The 17,538-nt window shown below is 56.2% G+C and carries 15 protein-coding genes; 2 read left to right on the plus strand and 13 right to left on the minus strand.

All coding sequences use genetic code 11. The features are described 5' to 3' along the window. Positions 1 to 475: 475 nt before the first annotated feature. A complete protein-coding gene (locus FSY59_RS02015; protein ID WP_148728362.1) occupies positions 476 to 3,058 on the plus strand; it encodes an AAA family ATPase in 2,583 nt (860 codons plus the stop codon). A 692-nt stretch (positions 3,059 to 3,750) separates the two neighbouring features. Here the strand turns inward: FSY59_RS02015 and FSY59_RS02020 are convergent. The 13 genes from FSY59_RS02020 to FSY59_RS02085 form a co-directional block, all read right to left on the minus strand. Further along, positions 3,751 to 6,534 carry a toprim domain-containing protein gene (locus FSY59_RS02020; RefSeq protein ID WP_148728363.1) on the minus strand — a complete coding sequence of 928 codons (2,784 nt, stop codon included), beginning with the start codon at positions 6,532 to 6,534 and terminating at the stop codon, positions 3,751 to 3,753. Next, entirely contained in the window at positions 6,531 to 7,196 is a 666-nt protein-coding gene (locus tag FSY59_RS27605; RefSeq protein WP_255439100.1) for an AlpA family transcriptional regulator, read from the minus strand. The genes FSY59_RS02020 and FSY59_RS27605 overlap by 4 nt, the downstream gene beginning before the upstream one ends. Then, complete coding sequence (locus FSY59_RS02035; protein WP_148728364.1) at positions 7,193 to 7,702, minus strand: hypothetical protein; 510 nt, start codon at positions 7,700 to 7,702, stop codon at positions 7,193 to 7,195. The genes FSY59_RS27605 and FSY59_RS02035 overlap by 4 nt, the downstream gene beginning before the upstream one ends. A 3-nt stretch (positions 7,703 to 7,705) precedes the next feature. Next, on the minus strand, positions 7,706 to 7,921 hold the full coding sequence (locus FSY59_RS02040; RefSeq protein WP_148728365.1) for a hypothetical protein: 216 nt from the start codon (positions 7,919 to 7,921) through the stop codon (positions 7,706 to 7,708). A 440-nt stretch (positions 7,922 to 8,361) separates the two neighbouring features. Then, entirely contained in the window at positions 8,362 to 8,637 is a 276-nt protein-coding gene (locus FSY59_RS02045) for an AlpA family transcriptional regulator (protein ID WP_003074698.1), read from the minus strand. Positions 8,638 to 8,752: 115 nt separating this feature from the next. After that, positions 8,753 to 9,499 (minus strand): hypothetical protein, encoded by a 747-nt coding sequence (locus FSY59_RS02050; protein ID WP_148728366.1) that lies wholly within the window; start codon positions 9,497 to 9,499, stop codon positions 8,753 to 8,755. 139 nt (positions 9,500 to 9,638) lie between these two features. Next, positions 9,639 to 10,064, minus strand: a complete 426-nt coding sequence (locus tag FSY59_RS02055) for an ogr/Delta-like zinc finger family protein (RefSeq protein ID WP_187427874.1) — start codon at positions 10,062 to 10,064, stop codon at positions 9,639 to 9,641. Next, positions 10,037 to 10,240 (minus strand): AlpA family phage regulatory protein, encoded by a 204-nt coding sequence (locus tag FSY59_RS02060; RefSeq protein WP_148728368.1) that lies wholly within the window; start codon positions 10,238 to 10,240, stop codon positions 10,037 to 10,039. Before FSY59_RS02060 ends, FSY59_RS02055 begins: the two co-directional genes overlap by 28 nt. Before the next feature lie 75 nt (positions 10,241 to 10,315). Continuing rightward, entirely contained in the window at positions 10,316 to 10,930 is a 615-nt protein-coding gene (locus tag FSY59_RS02065; RefSeq protein WP_148728369.1) for a hypothetical protein, read from the minus strand. A 162-nt stretch (positions 10,931 to 11,092) separates the two neighbouring features. Then, positions 11,093 to 11,281 (minus strand): hypothetical protein, encoded by a 189-nt coding sequence (locus FSY59_RS02070; protein ID WP_148728370.1) that lies wholly within the window; start codon positions 11,279 to 11,281, stop codon positions 11,093 to 11,095. A gap of 173 nt (positions 11,282 to 11,454) precedes the next feature. Beyond that, entirely contained in the window at positions 11,455 to 11,685 is a 231-nt protein-coding gene (locus tag FSY59_RS02075; RefSeq protein ID WP_148728371.1) for a hypothetical protein, read from the minus strand. Positions 11,686 to 11,774: 89 nt separating this feature from the next. Then, positions 11,775 to 13,511 (minus strand): M14 family zinc carboxypeptidase, encoded by a 1,737-nt coding sequence (locus FSY59_RS02080; RefSeq protein WP_003057101.1) that lies wholly within the window; start codon positions 13,509 to 13,511, stop codon positions 11,775 to 11,777. Positions 13,512 to 13,724: 213 nt separating this feature from the next. Beyond that, positions 13,725 to 15,566 carry a DEAD/DEAH box helicase gene (locus tag FSY59_RS02085; RefSeq protein WP_148728372.1) on the minus strand — a complete coding sequence of 614 codons (1,842 nt, stop codon included), beginning with the start codon at positions 15,564 to 15,566 and terminating at the stop codon, positions 13,725 to 13,727. A gap of 263 nt (positions 15,567 to 15,829) precedes the next feature. Between FSY59_RS02085 and ettA the strand changes: the two genes are divergently transcribed. Continuing rightward, positions 15,830 to 17,491 (plus strand): energy-dependent translational throttle protein EttA, encoded by a 1,662-nt coding sequence (gene ettA / locus FSY59_RS02090; RefSeq protein WP_019043963.1) that lies wholly within the window; start codon positions 15,830 to 15,832, stop codon positions 17,489 to 17,491. Positions 17,492 to 17,538: the final 47 nt, after the last annotated feature.

A 17,538-nucleotide genomic window follows, 5' to 3' on the forward strand; every position in this document is an offset into this window, starting at 1 on the left:
CCGCATCTGACAAGGCTTTGCCGGGAAAAGTGCATATCTTCAGAACTACGGAATATTACGGAAATTTTGCAGATCCTTGCGCAGATAGAGCCGCTCAAGCAATCGAATTTGGCAACGGGTATATAGCTTTTCTAAAGCCATCAAAAATTACCCCAAAGGAGTGACGGTCTAGCGTCATTGACTCTCAATTTATTCGACGTCGAACATTTCAAACCAATCTCAACTTGCGTCGATCAACGGCTGCAATATGGCAGTGTCAATTTTTTGATAGGTCAGGATTTTCTCTTCAGCACAGAAGAACTGCCCTTTTACGATTTTTCAGGAAAACCTGTATTTTTCTCTTAATAGAAATCTCCAAGCTATGGCTGAGGCATTTTTACGACAATTTCATGAGAGACGGCATAAACGACATACCCCGCGCATGTAACAAAATGCACAATTCAATGTTCAAAAGTATTCTTTGCTGGAGGCTTTAATGAGAACCGTAGGTGAGGACATCAAGACATGGTTGCTAACCCAACAGGATTGGCTCCAAGAGGCCTGTGATCGGCTGCTGACGAGTGGACTGTTAACGGATTCCGATGTAACAGACGTGTGCAGCTTGCTCAAAACCGAAAATGGTCAAAAAGTTAGCAAGCACCGCACTTTTAACGCTCTAGCACAGCCAGCCGTGACGGCTGGTGAGTTCCGCCTTACACGCATCGGTGAAGTTCAGGGCATTGAAAACTTAGCCCCACGAACACCTCTAGATTTTGGCACTGGAAACATGGTTGTCGTCTATGGACACAACGGTTCTGGAAAGTCTAGTTACACAAGAATCTTGAAGAAAGCAAGCGGGAAACCGAGAGCCGTCACTCTCAAGGCAAATGTGTTTGCAGAGGCTCCCGCAGTGCAGCAATGCAGCATCGGTTTTCAACAGGGGAGCCAGGAGTCCGCAGTAATCTGGGCAGCCAATGGCCAACCAATCGATGCAATACGTACAGTAGACATATTTGATAGTGACGAAGCAACCCACTATCTAACCAAAGAGAGTGCCGCTGCGTACATACCGCCGATGGTTTCAATGTTCGAGGCCTTGGCCGGAGCTTGTGACCGAGTGAGAACGCAGCTCCAGTTGGAACAAGATCAATTGACTTCGGTGCTCCCTGTTCTGCCTCCGATCTACTTGGCAACTGAGCCTGCAAGCCGCTACGCTGCTCTCCGTCCAAATATGACGGAGACCGAGATTCAAGCAATTATTTCGTGGACCGATGCACAGGCCAGTGAGCTAAACGCACTGACAGAACGCTTGAAGGTTACTGACCCTGCAGCCGTTGCACGCCAGCGCCGAGCAACCAAGCAGCAGGTAGTGCAAATCAGCGATGCACTAAAACAAGGAACACGTGCCTTCAACGCCGCTGGGATTCAAGCTATTCACCTGCTCCAGAAGACTGCCGAGGAAAAGCGACGAATCGCGACAGAAGGCGCTCTCGTAACGTCTGCGCAGTTGGATGGGCTTGGAGTCAGTACTTGGCGAGCACTATGGGAGGCTGCTCGGGCCTACTCAGAAACTGCATACCCAGGAAAAATATTTCCAGTTACTAATGCTGCGCGTTGCTTGCTTTGCCATCAAGAGCTCGCAGAGGATGCCCAGCAGCGGTTACGCGATTTCGAGTCATTTGTCCAAAGCAAGTTGGAAGCCGAGGCAGACGCTGCGGAGAAAACTTATAGGTTAGCACTTCAAAATTTGCCAACGGTGCCAACAGAAGCCCAATTGAAGACTCAATGTGAGGCCGCCGCGTTAACAAGCGATGCCTGGACTGATTACTTGACGAAATTCTGGAATCTGGCCAGAACTGCACGACTGGCACTGCAATCAGCAAAGTCCGAAGTACCGATACTTCCGGTGCTAGACACGTCGGAGGCACTGGTCTCATTAGAGAGCTATTGCGCTTCGCTTGACGCAGATGCCGCACAACATGACTTGGATGCTCAAGGATTTGACCGGAAAAAAGCAGCGCAGGACAAGCTAACTTTGGAAGCACGACATTGGATATCTCAGCAGGCCGATGCAGTTAGAAAAGAGGTCGGGCGACTGAATGCTCTGAAGTCCTTTGAAGATTGGAAGGCACTTGCGAATCCACGTAAAGTGTCGATAAAGGCAAGCGAGATAGCCGAAAAAGTCATTACACAGGCCTTTGTTAGTCGTTTTAATGATGAGTTAAAGCTGCTCGGTGCTTCGCGAATTCAAGTAGAGATCGTGAAATCGCGAACCGATCGAGGCAAGGTCTTACATCAACTTCGCTTGAAAGGAGCAAAGAACGGTCAGGCTATCCCTGCTGAAGTGCTAAGCGAAGGCGAACGTCGAATCATTGCCCTGGCCGCCTTTCTTGCTGATGTAACTGAAAGGCCGCAGCGCGCGCCCTTTATCTTCGATGACCCAATATCATCGCTGGATCATGACTTTGAATGGGCTGTAGCGACACGCCTCGCGGCGCTAGCTCAGACTCGCCAGGTGCTTGTGTTCACCCATCGGCTTTCACTGTACGGAGCAATGGAAGATGTTGCTCGTAAAGTCGGTGAGCAGTGGAAGACTACTCATCTGACTCAGCTATGTATCGAATCCTACTCTGGCGCTGCAGGCCATCCAGTGGCACAGGCAATCTGGAACTCCAAGACAGAGAAGGCGAACAACATCCTGCTGGACAGGCTTGGAGGGGCCAAGAGAGCCGGCGAAGAGTCCGGAGCCGAGGCATATCGAGCGCTAGCCCAGGGCATCTGTGGTGACTTCCGCAAGCTGCTCGAGAGAACGGTTGAGGATGACTTGCTATATTCAATCGTGCGACGTCATCGACGCAGCGTCACCACAGACAACAAACTTCCCGCCTTGTCAGTGATTAACGCTGACGACTGCACTCTCATTGACGGACTAATGACAAAGTACTCGTGCTATGAGCATAGCCAGTCCCGTGAGGTTCCTGTATTCATTCCCGAAGAGACTGAATTACGGCAAGACATTGAATCGCTGAAGCACTGGCGAAAAAGCTTTGAAACTCGTAGAAAAGAAGTACTAGCCTAAGAAGTTTGGCCTAGTAAACAGCACCAAAGCACCGCAAGAAAATGGCGGCTGCTTTGGGCTTCCACCAAATATTGAGCTGCATCGGCACCGACCACTGATTCATCCAGCTTAAATTCCCTGAGCTACGTCGTCTCGTCAAACTCAGCCCATCAAGGGCCACGTTGGCCCTCCCAGGAACGAACAATGAGCAGCCATCAACCGAAGCAGACATTACTTGAATCTTCTCCAGCCGTTCCCAGGGTGGGTTCGGGAAAAGCGTAACCTCCGTAATCAGCCCATCAAATCGCCTGCAAACCCGCATGAACGCTGGGTTTCGTAGGTTACAGCTTTCTGTAATTCAGCGTAATCCAGATTACAGCAGCTTCGCAACCCATTGTTTTTATTAGTCTTTCTGTTTCTGAGAGATTACTTTGAATTCTGTAATCTGATTACGCTCAGGTTACGGAAAAATTACAACAAGCACCTTTCCAAAAGCATTGATAGCAAAGGCTCTCCAGGTTAGCAATTGCTTCGATTACGCAGATTACACTTTTCCCGACCCCTCCCCGGAATTTTGGTGGACCTTAATTTTCGCAAGGGTTAACCCTTGTTTTTCGCACAAATGCCTATTTATTCATCAATATTGGCGGGCATGAAAAAGCCCCGTTTCCGGGGCTGGCCATGAGATCGGAGTCGGCTCGGAAAAGAGCGGTCTAACCGCCCAACTCAAACACCCAGCAGCGCACCGCCTTACCCTGGTCATCGCCTGCATTGCGGGTCTTGATCGCGCTGTTGATGACGCGGCTGGAGTCCACAAAGCGGCGCGCTTTGCTGGTGCGCAGCACCTTCTTGAGCTCAGCCAGCGGCGGCACTTGCTGGCGGTGCACGCTGGCCTGCTCCACAAACTCGTTCAGGTTCACGGCGATGAGCTGCTTGTCCCGGCTGTGATTCAGGCGCGGCACATGCAACGTGCCTCTCACCGTATCGGTCGGAAGGCTGTCGAGGAAATCGAACATCTCCCAAAACTCTTGCACTAGAGGATGATCGGCACTGATGGACCGCTGCCGCTCCTGGGCCATGGCCACAATGCACGAGCGCACAGCATCAAACTGCCCATCGCTCATACGCATGAGCCGGCTCATGGCCACGACGGCCACCAACAGCTGAGCATGGTTCTTGGCAATACGCGGCTTGTGAATGCCGTCCTGCTGCAGCAACCATGCAATGGTCTTGTCGGTTTCTTTCTTGAAGGTCTCCAACACTTGGGATTCCTGGCGCAGGCAGGCCAGCAGAAAGCCGCTCAGTTGCTCCATTTCATAGGTCTCCAGCTTCTTGGCACTTTCAAAGCTGGCAGGCGTGTGGCCATGCGTGGTGAATGTCATGTGGCAGATGCGCTCCATGATGGCTTGGCTGGCCTGCACAGGGTTGTTCTGGCTGATGACAATGCTGGCCCTGAACGGTGGGTCATAGGTCTCATTGCCGCCCGTGCGCACGCCTGTGGTTCGCACGTTGCGGCCGTTGTAGGCGTCCTTGAGCTCGTCCCAATCAAAGCTCTTCACATGGGCGCTGTTGCCGGTCTTGGTTTCGCGGTCGCTCTCGATCAGCACGATGGGCAGATTGCTGACCTGCGTGAACGTGCGCATGCGTCCGGCAGCCGTGGATTTGCTGGGGTCGAAGCCTTCGTAATCCCGGCCAAACAGCTTCCACAAAAACTGAATCAAGGTCGTCTTGCCGCTGCCCGGTTCGCCCACGATTTCCAGAAACGGAAAGGACATTTGCTCGGCCCGAATCTGCTCTGCAAACAGACTGGCAAACCAGTAGCTTAGAGCCACATAGCCAGGGGCTCCAAAGGCTGACCAGAGGTGCTGTGGCCAGCTTCTGTCCTGGGCTTCTGCATCGCGGTTGATGTGCAGATGAATGGAGCGCTGCAGGCTTTTGATGCTGAGCTTTCCAATCTCGAAATAGTCCTCTTCATTGGCCTCCAGCACCGCGCCATCGTGCACCGCATAGTCGCCCAACAGATAGGTTTTGTGCTGGGCGCTGTAGCCCACAAAATCCACCGTCTGCACTTCTTTGATGTTGTCCAGTTGGCGTTGCATCATTCGTTCAAGCTGGGCGCTGCTGCCGCTATACAAGGCTCCGGGTGCCAAGTGCAGCAGCTGCTTTTTGAACTCGCTGGCCGAGGTCAGATGGCCTGCAGTGAAGTTACCTTTGACGGGCAGGCTTTTATGCGGCTGGGCAATGCTGAAGTAATACCAAGCCTCCTGTGTCACCTCATTGCGCTGGTAGTACAGCGCTTTGGGCAAGCAATTGGCAATGGGCTGCAGCACCGAGGCTTGCTCGATAGCCTTCTCTCGCAGCTCGTGCTCTGACAGGTATTTGTCGCCCTCTTCCTGTCCTTTTTCCAAGTCATCCTTGGCCTTGCTGTAGGCGGCCAGATCGAGCTTGAACCAATACAGGCGGCTGCCATATTCCAAGTCGAACTCGGCGCGGCCCGTGTGGTTGTAGATCAACAGCGCCTTGTCGGAGGCAGACTCAGCCACCAGCAACGCACCTTGATGCAGATACTCTTTGAGGTCTTTTTCCGTCAGGAGCTCGCGCAAATGCAGGTCGTTCCAATCCTGCTTGGCGCTGCCGCTGCGCTGCGGGATTTGCGCCGCTGTGCAACGCCACCCGGCCTCCTGAGCCCTGCGCACATGGCGCAGGGTGTAATCCCGCCCGGCCTTGTCGCTATCAAGCGCAAACACCAAGCGCGGCTCCTTCACCTGTTGGCCCTCGCGCTGTATCTGCGCGCGAAGAGCCTCCAATGCCTTGCCTGGGTAGTTGTTGCAGCTCATCAGGGCGACGGCTGCAATGCCGTGATGGGCCAGCGCAATGGCATCAAAAATGCCTTCCACCAGCCACAGCTCCTTAGGTGGCTCCGATGCCTCAGGCTGGGCCGGATTGGGTGCTGCAAAGCTCAGATCAGGCATGGCCCACCAGTGGCCACCATAGCTCCCTCCCTGCTTGAAATTGGCCTTCTTCTTGCCAAAGCGCGCGGGCTTATCTATCAGGCGCTCCCACCATGTCTGGGCCACAGCAAAACGCACCGTGGCCGTGCCTGCACCGCGCCCCCGGTCAGCGCGCGGGTCAAAGTATTGCTCCTGCGAGTACAGGCCACGAATCCGCGACAAGTCGAAGCCACGGGCCTGCTGCAGATACGCATCTGCAGCCGCGTGCGGATTGCGCTCGGCTTCGGGCTTGCGTTCTTCGGCCATGCGGGCGCGCTCGCTCCAGCTCTCAAACAGATCGCTGTACAGGTCTTTGGCGTGGGCCTCATACCCGCAATGGTTAAGCCGCTCGCACTTCACCACCCACGGCGTGGCAGCGTAAGTCCACAGGCTTTTGTGATCGCAGCCAGGGCATCGGCCCTTGCGCAAATGCTTGCCATCGGATGCAGGCTTGAACTCATAGTCCGACTGCAACCGCTGGGCGATTTCATGAAGCAAATCACTCATGCTGCACCGCCTTTCTGCTGCCATGCCCGCACATCACTCACACGCCACCAACGCAGGCGGCGGCTGGCATACAAAAAAGGCTGCGGAAAACTGGCCTGCCTGAGCAGACGGTCGGTGAAATGCTCTCGTGTGCAGCCCAGCATTTGCGCCACTCCATCGGCATCCACAATCGCCGGGGCTGCGGCGTGGCCGCCGCTGCCAAACTCGGCCCCCTGCGGGGCCAGCCAAGCCAGCACATCCCGGTAAAGCCAAGCGCGCATGCGGTTGCTGACGTTGATGCACGGCGGCGGGAAGTCTTTGCGCTTGGCAATCACCGCAGTGGCGTGCTGGCGTGAGCAGCCCAGCAAGTCGGCAATGCCTCCGACATCAAGCCGCGGTGCCCCCAGGTCTGCCACGCTCAAGGCACGCATGCCGGGCTGATACAGCCACTGCAGCACGTCGATGACCCGCCAGTAACGCAGGCGCGGGCTCAGGTCGATGAACGGCGCGGGGAAGTCAAGACGATGACCCAAATGGTGGCGCACATGGTGCGGGGCGCACCCCAGCAAAGCCGCAAGGCCGGAGGTATCCAGACACTGAACGCCATTCATCACGGCGGTTGCAATGTCGGCTACAGCAGGCGCAGCCGGGCACTTGAATGAAGGCTGGTGCAGGGCATTCATGCTTTGACCCTCCACACCATGCTCACCTCATTGACGGCGCTGCGAATCTCCTGCGTGCGGCGCTCCAGCTCGGCATGCACCACGTGCAACAGATTGGCCATGTCCTGTGCGGGCACACCCAAAGTCGGTCCCACATGAAAGGCGCATTCGTCCGTCATGGTGGCCACCGCGTTCAATGCAGAACGGGCAGCGTCCAGATGCCACACCTCATCACTGAGGTTCAGCATTTTGGTTTTGATCTGCGCTTGAGTGGCCTCGTTCAAGGTGCCAGATGCAGGACTATCCTCACCAAGCCAATTGCTCCATTGCTTGGCCGCATCACTATCGAGGGCCGACTCCCAATCCGATCGCGGAATGCCTGCAGCAATGCAGTCAAAAACATCGCGAGGCTTCGCGGTGCGCTGCGTGCTTTGCGGTTTGGAGCGCGCCGCGCTTGCTCTTGTGGATGTGCCAGACAATGCAGCAGCTTCCACTGCCCCTTGGGCAGCGTTGTGATGGGTTTTCATGGGTCAGCCCTCCAGGCTCAGATCGAGGCCACGCAGAGCGGCCAAAGCCTGCACAGCTTTGCGGCGTGCGCCGGGAACATTGGCCTTGGGCTGGCTGAGATAGTGCAGCGCCATGCTGAGCGCGTTATGCGCATCGGCGTGCAGTTGGATGGGGTCAGATGTGCCCGTGATGGGCGGAGTGAGCGCAGCGCGGCGGCTGGCCAGGGTGATAACGGTCATGGTTTCGATTCCTGCTGGAGAACCAAAGAAAGCCAACTTCTGCGTTTTGAAGCGCATAAGGTGGACGGGATGTTCAAAACACGCCAGCAGACGTGCGGCAGTCCTTACGGATATGCCCATCCCGCCCGTAACCACGTGGGAGCAGTGCAGGCGCACCACTCCCCAAAATTTGGGCGTGACAAAACCCCGCTTGACGGTGGGGGCTGCAACCTCTGCTGGATTGGTGTTTTGAAGCACCGGGCCTCTCGGCTTGCCACAATTGTGCCATGAAGCAGCGCGAGATGGGAAGGCCCGCGATGGGCTATGAGTGCTTTTAAGCTGCCATGCAACTGCACTATTGGCCTGCTGTTGCTGGCTCAGTAGAATGGGCGCTGCTACCGCGCTCTGGCTGTCCGATTGGATGGCTGGGGCGTTTTTCTTTTGTGTCATCGACCTGCCCCTTACGCCTGCTGCTGCGCCATCCAGGCGCGGACATCAGCCACCCTCCACGCGGAAATTTTGGCCCCCAGTTTCTGCGGCTTGGGGAAGTCTCCAGCACTGACCTTGCGCCACAAAGTAGAGGCGCTGAACGGCAGCAGCCCCACCACGCCTTGGCGGCGCGGATGGGCGACTAGATCGCGTTCGCGGATGTATGCGCAATCGGGCAGCGTTTCAAAGGCTTGAGCTGCGGTGAGGGTCTTCACGCCGTGCGTTGTGGCGCGTGCTTGTGCGGTCATATGGGCCTCATTGAATGAACAATGGGGCGATGGTCTGACGCCGACAACGGGCTGTCGCCTAGTTTTCTGATTCGTCCGCTATCCGTCCGCTATCCGTCCGAATTACGGTCGCTCTTTAGGAGCTTGTAAATCGGCCAATGGCCTTGCGCAAAGCTTCCAAGTCAGCGGTGGCCACATCGCCTCTGCTGTCGTAAAAGGCCAGCTCATGAACGTGCACCTGGGCAATTTCAGGCCATGCGTTGGGCTCACTTCTCACCCTATCGCGGAAGTACTCCAAGACATCGCGGGCGGTGGGGCGCGTGCGCAGGCCTATCTCGTTGAAGTGCTCTAAGGCACGTATCAAAGGAAGGGCATAGCCTTGAATCCGCTTGGGATGTCGAATGCTCCAAGGCTGAAAAGATTCGCCCAGCCCGGGCTGCTCTTCATTTCGAGCTTGATCGGGCTCAGAAATTCCATCTTCATCTTCGGCAAAGAGATTTTGGTTATTCTCAATGAATACAGAGACATGCTCATTCGTGTGTATTGATATACTTTCTTGGTCTTCTATAAACAATAGATGTGATTTATACTTTAAAAGTACAGTATTAATTAAAATTGTCGTCAGTAAATTAATATTTGCCGGTGTTAAATCGGGAAGAAAATTCTTTAATTCTTCTGATTTTTTATAAAAATAGATTTTATATTCTGACTGAGGGATTGCTCTGGCAAAAAGCACTTCATCCCCAAAATCCTTAGATATTATTTCAGGATTAACTCCTACGTGAATTAGTAGTGCTTCGGCTATATTTACGCAATCTTCAACGGTGATTGTGACCGTTTCACCATATTGATCTTCATATTGAAAATGTGGTGTCTCACCCATGGCACGCCCTGATGTGCTACTCCCTGAAAGCAAAAAACTCCAGCAGGCGGGCAGGGTCTCCCGCTTTTCGGTTCGCGGGCCTAGCTGGAGTCAAGTGCAATCTTACTTCAGGACAGGCAGAGCATGCACTTGCTCATTCCTATGAAGCCGCGGGCGCGCTATGCAGTGCCTTGATGATGGGGTCTTGTGCTGGAATCTCGAAATGGGCTTTGGGCTTGATTTCAGATTTCTTGTGCTCTGCGCTTTTGCACAGAACCATAGAGTAGGCTCCACCATCCTGCTTATTCAGGGAAACTTGATCCCTGATTATTTTCTGCTTCAGCGCACTCATTGGCAGAAAAATACCCTCACGGGGTTTTGACGATGGCGAGATGGTTCTAACTGCTGCCAATTGCGCCAGGAATGTATGACCACATTCAATATCAGTACAGACAAACACAACATCTCTCACCAGATCAGATACAAATCTGCTGGTGCGCGAATGGGATTTGGCTCCACAGTGTGGGCAGTTAAACATGATTCTTCTACCTCCGGGATCTACAAATTCTTTAGAGAGCTGATCCATGAATTTATCTCGCTTTGACGCCATGCAACTAAGCGTTTGGCAATAACTAATGGGCGGGGAAATTCGTTACTTCGTATTTTCTTGTAAATAGTACTTCGTGCCATTCCCGTTTTTTGAATAACAGCACCGATTCTCAAAAGCTGTTCATCGCACGGCTGATTGGGTTGTGCTTTCATGGCTCTATGCATGCGGACTGAAGGCTTGGGGCACTGCCCGCCGCACCGCTCATTGCGGCGTAGCAGTGATATGGGTCAGCGCGATGACTGCTTGAGATTCAGCACACGATTGCGGTGAAGTGCTATAGGCGACATGCGCGGGATTGTGGGCAGGCCTTCACCGCCGCCAACGGCCATGCCTGCGGCTTCAAATTCAGCCGCTGGATCGCATTGGCCCGGCACGCTGTCGATGGCTTCAAAGATACGGGTCATAGCCCTTGCCTTGATCTCTTTCAGGTCATCCGCCAAAGGCAGCAATCCCTTGGAGTCTCTGGCGTCGGACTTGGCCATGAATCTCTGCAGTGCAATGGCCTTGAGCAGGCTTTCCGGCACTTCGGACAGCGCCTGGGCCAGCATCATTTCAGCGTACTTGCGACGTGCCACATCCAGGGTGGATTGGTAGCTTTGCGCCAGGGTAGCCACCTCAGGCTTGAATGGAAAGTCCTGAATCGCCTGGGCAATGTGAGCCAGAGCTGCGGCGACTTCGCTGGCCATGTCCTTGTTGGCCACCTTCTTGTTCATGGCGTCGTTCACCTGTTTGGTCACGTTGAATCCGCTCTTGGCAAACAGCTCTTTGAATTCGCTCTCAGCGGCGTCGGCAGCCGCTTCAAACTGATGCTGTTTCTCCAGCAGTGAGGTCTGCTGTTGCATCAGCCCTTGCAGGTCTTCTTGAGCCTGACGGTAGGAGGATTGAGCCGATTGAAACTGAGCCAGGGCCGATTGGAATGCAGCTTTTGCGGCTTCGTATGGAGTGACTTGCATAGTGATGGACGTGACGAAAGTTGATGGGCTTCTTGAGGCTGTGGAGCGGGCTTAGTAGTCCGTCAGCAAGGGCTTTGAAGTCGCATCAACTTTGCTGTCCGTGCCGCTGGCGAAATGCTGGCCAGGGGACGAATACGAGGCGGCCTGCAAGGCTTTCTCAGCTTGCGCATATACCTGCTGAGCGCGGTGCAACAGGTCTTTGGCTTCGTTGAATTTCTGGAGGGCTTGGGCTTCGGTCATGGAGGCATCCGGGGTTGCGTTGGGATGTCTCTATGGTGCTCAGTGAGGCTACTGAGATGAAGCAAAACGCTTTGTGCTGGTGCTCAAGACAAAAGGATTCTGCGCAGCACGAATGAGCATTCCAGCCAAGTGGCTTGGATCGGTGGATTGCTGGTCGGGATATGCGCAATCAGTTACTGCGCTTCTTGTGCATGCTCACCCCTTGACCGGCAGCTTGGCGCGTTCGCACAAGGACGCGCTTCACGCTGCAGCGCCATCCAAATTTGGACGGCAAAGGGGGTCAAAATAATATTTGTTGGTACTTTTGTTGGTATGTTTTTTCCTGGCAAAAATGAAACCAAGAGCTGATGGGGTGTGTAGGAGGTTTTTATATCCCTGTCGGGCACATGAACCAAAAAATCCATTCATGCAATTGCATGAATGGATTTTTTGGTTCTGTATCAGCGGTTTGCCGCAGAGTGTTTTGACAGCTCTGCGATCCTGGCTTACGTTTTTATTCCATTTCTTCTTCAAAAACGACCGACGGTGCAGCGACGACACGTGCAATGTCTGTGGGTGCCGTAATCAGGCTTTTGCTTACATAGCTGAAGGGTGTGTCGGGCTCCAGGGCTGCAGTCGCCAAATGGGCTTTTGCCTGGTTGAGGGTGATGTAGTAGCTGCCCATGGGGGCTTCAATGGCGCCGCGCGTCAGCACGGGGGTGTTGCTGCCGGAGCGGGAAGGAGTGTAGTTTTCTGCAAGCATCTGGCCAGATTCCGCAATCTGCATCACTTGCACTCCCTGCAGGCGCAAACGGTCGACGGCTCTCCCGGAGTCAGCGGACAGCCAGTAGCCGCATGGGCGGGGACGGCTTTGTTCGGGCTTGATGCTCAGCGACGAGTTCCAGTCGACACGAGCCTCGATTTCCTGACCGGAGTCGGCCTGCAGCATGTGGATGGTGCGCTGTTCGGGGGTCTGCCTGGCCTGGATGGTCAGAGTGTTGCGGCAAGCGAGAGCGGAAATGTCGCGGGAGACGAAGGACTCGACCTGCTTCAGATTTTTCGATTTCTCTGCCGTTGCACGCAAGGCAGCCGTTGCTGCAGTGACCAGACTGTGCACACGACGCTGAATATGCAGGCGGTCCAGATCGGAGCCGCGGCTGGCGATGAGCAGGGCAACAGAGTTTTTCAGGCTGCTGGTGTTGGCGAGGGTGTCCGCAGTCAAGTCGGCCATGGACAGCGACTTGTCCTCAGGCTGAGCGCTGGGCTGAAAAAACCATTCATTGCTGAGCTCTGCCTGCTTGAGTGCGTTGCGTACAGGCAGGCTGAACCACTCTCGTGCAGCCTTGTTGACGAACTCGTGTGCATTGGCCGTGGCCGCGGGTTGCAGCAGCACATCGTAGCGCTGCACAGCCTGAAACTTCTGCAGCAGCACGCCTGCCGCAGCGAATTCACGCAAGTCAATCACAGCAGCCGGGCGGTAGTTGCGGGTCAGGCGAGCGAGGGCCTGTGCCTCCGGAGTGCTGAGCAGCAGATGATCGTGAACAAGGTCTGTGCCGTCTGCCGTAACGTGGCTGGCCGAGCCAGCCGCATCAGGGTTGGCCCGGGGCAAGATGATGATGTTGATCTGTTGCAGCAATGGCGCCAGCAGGCCGCCCTGGCCCAATTCGCGTGCGACGACCAGCAAGGCTTCTGTGCTGGCGGGTTCGTCGCCACGTTGGCCGCCGACCAGCAGAACCGTGGGTTTGTCGTTGCTGTTGATGGCTGTTGCCTGCGTGCTTTGGCCCCGTGTGGCAATAAGGGCTTGAATCGGTAGCCCTCGTTGAGAGGTGCCGATGGTGACAGTGGACAGCTGGGACCCGTTGCTGGCTTTGCTGCTCACAGATTGCAGCCATGCAGAAATTTCTGTCTGTGTGCTGAACTGCTGTCGTCCGTTGCCCAGACCCGGTGTGTCGTAGAGCGTGGTGGGGTCGGGGAAGCGAGACTCGATGGCAGGGTTATAGGGCAGTGATGTCAGCTGTGGTGAAGGGGGAACCGGCTGGCTGACCGTTGAGGGAGGAGTGGGGGAACTGGCCGCTGGGGCGTTCGCAGTCGGTGCCGGGCCTGACATGCCAGTCCAGGGCTGCAGCTGCACATTGGCACAGGCCGTCAACAGCACTGCCGAGCCCACTGTCGTCAGCTTGAGCATGCTTTGAGTCCAGACGGACTGCGTGCGCTTGGCATGAGAGAAAACAGGCTTGGTGAGAAATGTCATAAGTTCAACGCAGATAAAAAGAACATGCCAAGAGCGAAAGCTCAAGCTTCGCACATCTGGAGCCCATATTAGGTCGGCTGGCTTGCGATCGGCTGTCAGCGGGCAGCGATGCTGCAGCTGGAAAAAACAGAAGGGCTGCAATATTGGAGATTGCAGCCCTTCGGGACGGTGGGCTGAAGGCGATTTCACGCCTTCAACCAAGGAGGCCGTGGATTAACGGCTGTAACCGCCGCCAAAGCCTCCACGGTTGCCACCGCGATTGCCTCCACCGAAGCCACCGCGACCGCCGCCAAAGCCGCCACGGCGACCACGGTCAGCCATGCTGTCCACGCTGGTGCGCATGGGGTCGGGCTGGCCACCGGCATTGCTGCCGCGCGCGCCGTTGTGGCGGGCATGGCCTTGCTGCGTGCCCAGGTGCGCATCGGCGCGGGGGGGCTGGTCGTCGTAGCGGTTGCCGCGTTCGCGATCACCGAGCTGGCGGGCGCCGCCGCGCTTGGGAGCGCGCTGCTGATCGTTGTTGCCCTGGGGGCGTGGAGCACGGTCGCTCGGGCCGAAGGAATTGCTGCGCTCGCCGCTGCGCTCTGTGCTGCGATCGGAGTTGCGTTCGCCGCGTTCGGCAGCTTGCTGGCCCTGGCCGCGCTGGTTGTTGACGCGGTTGTTGCTGCGGGGCTTGTGCTGGCGTGCGGGGCGTTGCTGTGCTTCACCTTCTGCTTCGCCTTGCTGGGCATCTCCAGCAGCAGGGCGACGGCCACCGCGGCCGCCGGTGGGCGCCTTGTTGGAGCGGATGCGCTCCATCATTTCCTGGCGGGCCGCCTTGGCCGCTGCCTGCATCACATCGCGGCTGGGAGGCTTGCCTGCGCCACCCCACAGAGTCTGGCGGCCCATGGCGATGGGTTCGGCGATTTCACCTTCTTCAGGGCCAAAGCCTTCGATGGGCTGCACCGGAATCTCCTGCTTGGTAAAGCGCTCGATATCCATCATGAAGCCTTCTTCGTCCATGCAGACCAGGCTGACTGCATTGCCTTCGCGGCCTGCGCGGCCCGTGCGGCCGATACGGTGCACATAGTCTTCCGAGATATTGGGGATCTCGTAGTTGACCACGTTAGGCAGTTCGTCGATGTCGATGCCGCGGGCTGCAATATCTGTCGCCACAAGCGCTCGCAGCTCACCCGTCTTGAAGCCTTCCAAGGCCTGGGTGCGGGCACTCTGGCTCTTGTTGCCGTGCAAGGCCATGGCGGAAACGCCATTCTTGGTCAGGTACTCGGCCACATTGTTGGCGCCAAACTTGGTGCGGGTGAAGACCAGCACCTGGCTCCAGTTGTTTTCCTGAATGATGTGCAGCAGTACCTGCTTTTTCTTGCCGCGGCCCACGGGGTGGATCACCTGCTTGATGCGCTGGACGGTAGTGTTGCGCGGCGTGACCTGGATGGACTGGGGATTGCGCAGCAGTCCGTTGGCCAGCTCACGGATCTCATCGCTGAAGGTGGCCGAGAACAGCAGACTTTGCTTGTCCTTGGGCACCAGCGCCAAGACCTTCTTGACGTCATGGATGAAGCCCATGTCTAGCATGCGGTCGGCTTCGTCCAGGATCAGCATTTCGACCGTGGACAGGTCCATAAAGCCCTGTCCGGCCAGGTCCAGCAGACGGCCGGGCGTGGCGACCAGAACGTCCACGCCTTTTTCAATGCGGGCGATCTGCGGCTTCATGCCCACGCCGCCGAAAATCACGGTCGAGGTGATGTCCAGATACTTGGCATAGCCGCGCAGGTTTTCTTCCACCTGGGCCGCTAGTTCGCGAGTAGGGGTCAGCACCAGAGTGCGAATGCCCTTGCCGCCAAACTTGTTCTTGGGCGCAGTGCCGCTTGCCAGGCGCTGCAGCATGGGCAGCGTGAAGGCGGCTGTCTTGCCGGTTCCAGTCTGGGCGCCGGCCAGCAGATCGTGCCCGGCGAGAACCAGAGGGATGGCTTGTGCCTGAATGGGGGTCGGGTTTTCATAACCCTGTTCTTGCACGGCCTTCAGAATAGCTGGGGCCAGATTCAGTTCTTCAAATGTCATTGTGATCAATTGCGCCAATCCTGGGCGCGGGGTATCAGCCTGTCATGGCACCCGTGGGGTGCCTGGCCAGTTGTAGGCAGATAAGTTTGCGTGTTGGGAGCTTGGAAACGCTTCCTTTGTCCCCAGCTGAAGTGCTGCTGCAGCAGGCAACTGGACGCCTGTTGCGAGGGGTATTGTCGCATGCACCGATAATCATGGTTTGATTGCCGTGTAAAGCGGCACACTTTTTTGCATAAATCCAAGTAACTCAAAGCATTTCGGACATGGCTCAATACGTTTTTTCGATGAACCACCTGACCAAGACTGTGCCGCCCAAGCGCCAGATCTTGAAGGATATTTCACTGAGTTTCTTTCCGGGCGCGAAGATCGGCGTGCTGGGCCTGAACGGCTCTGGCAAGTCGTCGCTGCTGAAGATCATGGCTGGCGTGGACAAGGAATTCGAAGGCGAAGCCATCCCCATGGCCGGTCTGTCCATCGGTTATCTGCCCCAGGAGCCCCAGCTCAACCCCGAGCACACCGTGCGCCAGGCCGTGGAAGAAGCCATGGCGGCGGTGAACAACGCCAAGGCCCGTCTGGAAGAGGTGTACGCCGCTTACGCCGAAGAAGACGCTGACTTTGATGCGCTGGCTGCCGAGCAGGGCGAGTTGGAAGCCATCATTGCTGCCGCTGGCACCGACTCCGAGCACCAGCTGGAAATTGCTGCCGACGCGCTGCGTCTGCCCGCCTGGGATGCCATCGTGGGCCAGCTCTCCGGTGGTGAAAAGCGCCGAGTGGCACTGTGCAAGCTGCTGCTGTCCAAGCCAGACATGCTGCTGCTGGACGAGCCGACCAACCACTTGGACGCCGAATCCGTGGACTGGCTGGAGCAGTTTCTGCATCGCTTCTCCGGCACCGTGGTGGCCATTACCCACGACCGCTACTTCCTTGATAACGCCGCCGAGTGGATTCTGGAGCTGGACCGTGGACACGGCATTCCCTACAAGGGCAACTACTCCGACTGGCTGATCCAGAAGGGCAACCGCCTGGAAGCCGAGCAAAAGGGCGAAGAAGCACGTGCCAAGGCCCTGAAGAAGGAACTGGAATGGGTACGCCAGAACGCCAAGGGGCGTCAGGCCAAGTCCAAGGCCCGTATTGCGCGCTTCGAAGAGCTGAGCGATTACGAATACCAGCAGCGCAACGAAACACAGGAAATTTTCATTCCTGTGGCCGAGCGTCTGGGCTCCAAGGTCATCGAGTTCACCAATGTCTCCAAGTCCTTTGGTGACCGCATGCTGATCGACAACCTGTCGATGAATGTTCCGGCAGGTGCTATCGTCGGCATCATCGGCCCCAACGGCGCGGGTAAATCGACGCTGTTCAAGCTGATCGCGGGCAAGGAGCAGCCCGATTCCGGCACGGTGGACATCGGCCAGACTGTGAAGATGGCCTTTGTGGATCAGCATCGCGACGAACTGTCCAACGAAAAGACCGTCTGGGAAGATATCTCCGGCGGTCTTGACATGATCAACGTCGGCAAGTTCACCATGGCTTCCCGTGCTTACGCCGGTCGCTTCAATTTCAACGGCCAGGATCAGCAGAAAAAGGTCGGCAACCTCTCCGGTGGTGAGCGCGGCCGTCTGCATCTGGCCAAGACCTTGATTCAGGGCGGCAACGTGCTGCTGCTGGACGAGCCCTCCAATGACCTGGACGTGGAAACTCTGCGTGCGCTGGAAGATGCGCTGCTGGAATATGCCGGTACCGTGATGGTCATCTCCCACGACCGTTGGTTCTTGGACCGTATTGCCACGCATATCCTGGCCGCTGAAGGCGACTCGCAATGGGTTTTCTTTGATGGTAACTATCAGGAATATGAGGCTGATAAGAAGAAGCGACTGGGCGAAGAAGGCGCTGCACCCAAGCGTGTTCGTTACAAGGCGTTGAAGTAAGCGACAAAATGATTCCAGCCTCGGCTGGAACGGGTATTCTTAGGGGC

The sequence above is a fragment of the Comamonas sp. Z3 genome (assembly GCF_008121565.1).
In the GTDB taxonomy this organism is placed as follows: Bacteria; Pseudomonadota; Gammaproteobacteria; order Burkholderiales; family Burkholderiaceae_C; genus Comamonas; species Comamonas brasiliensis.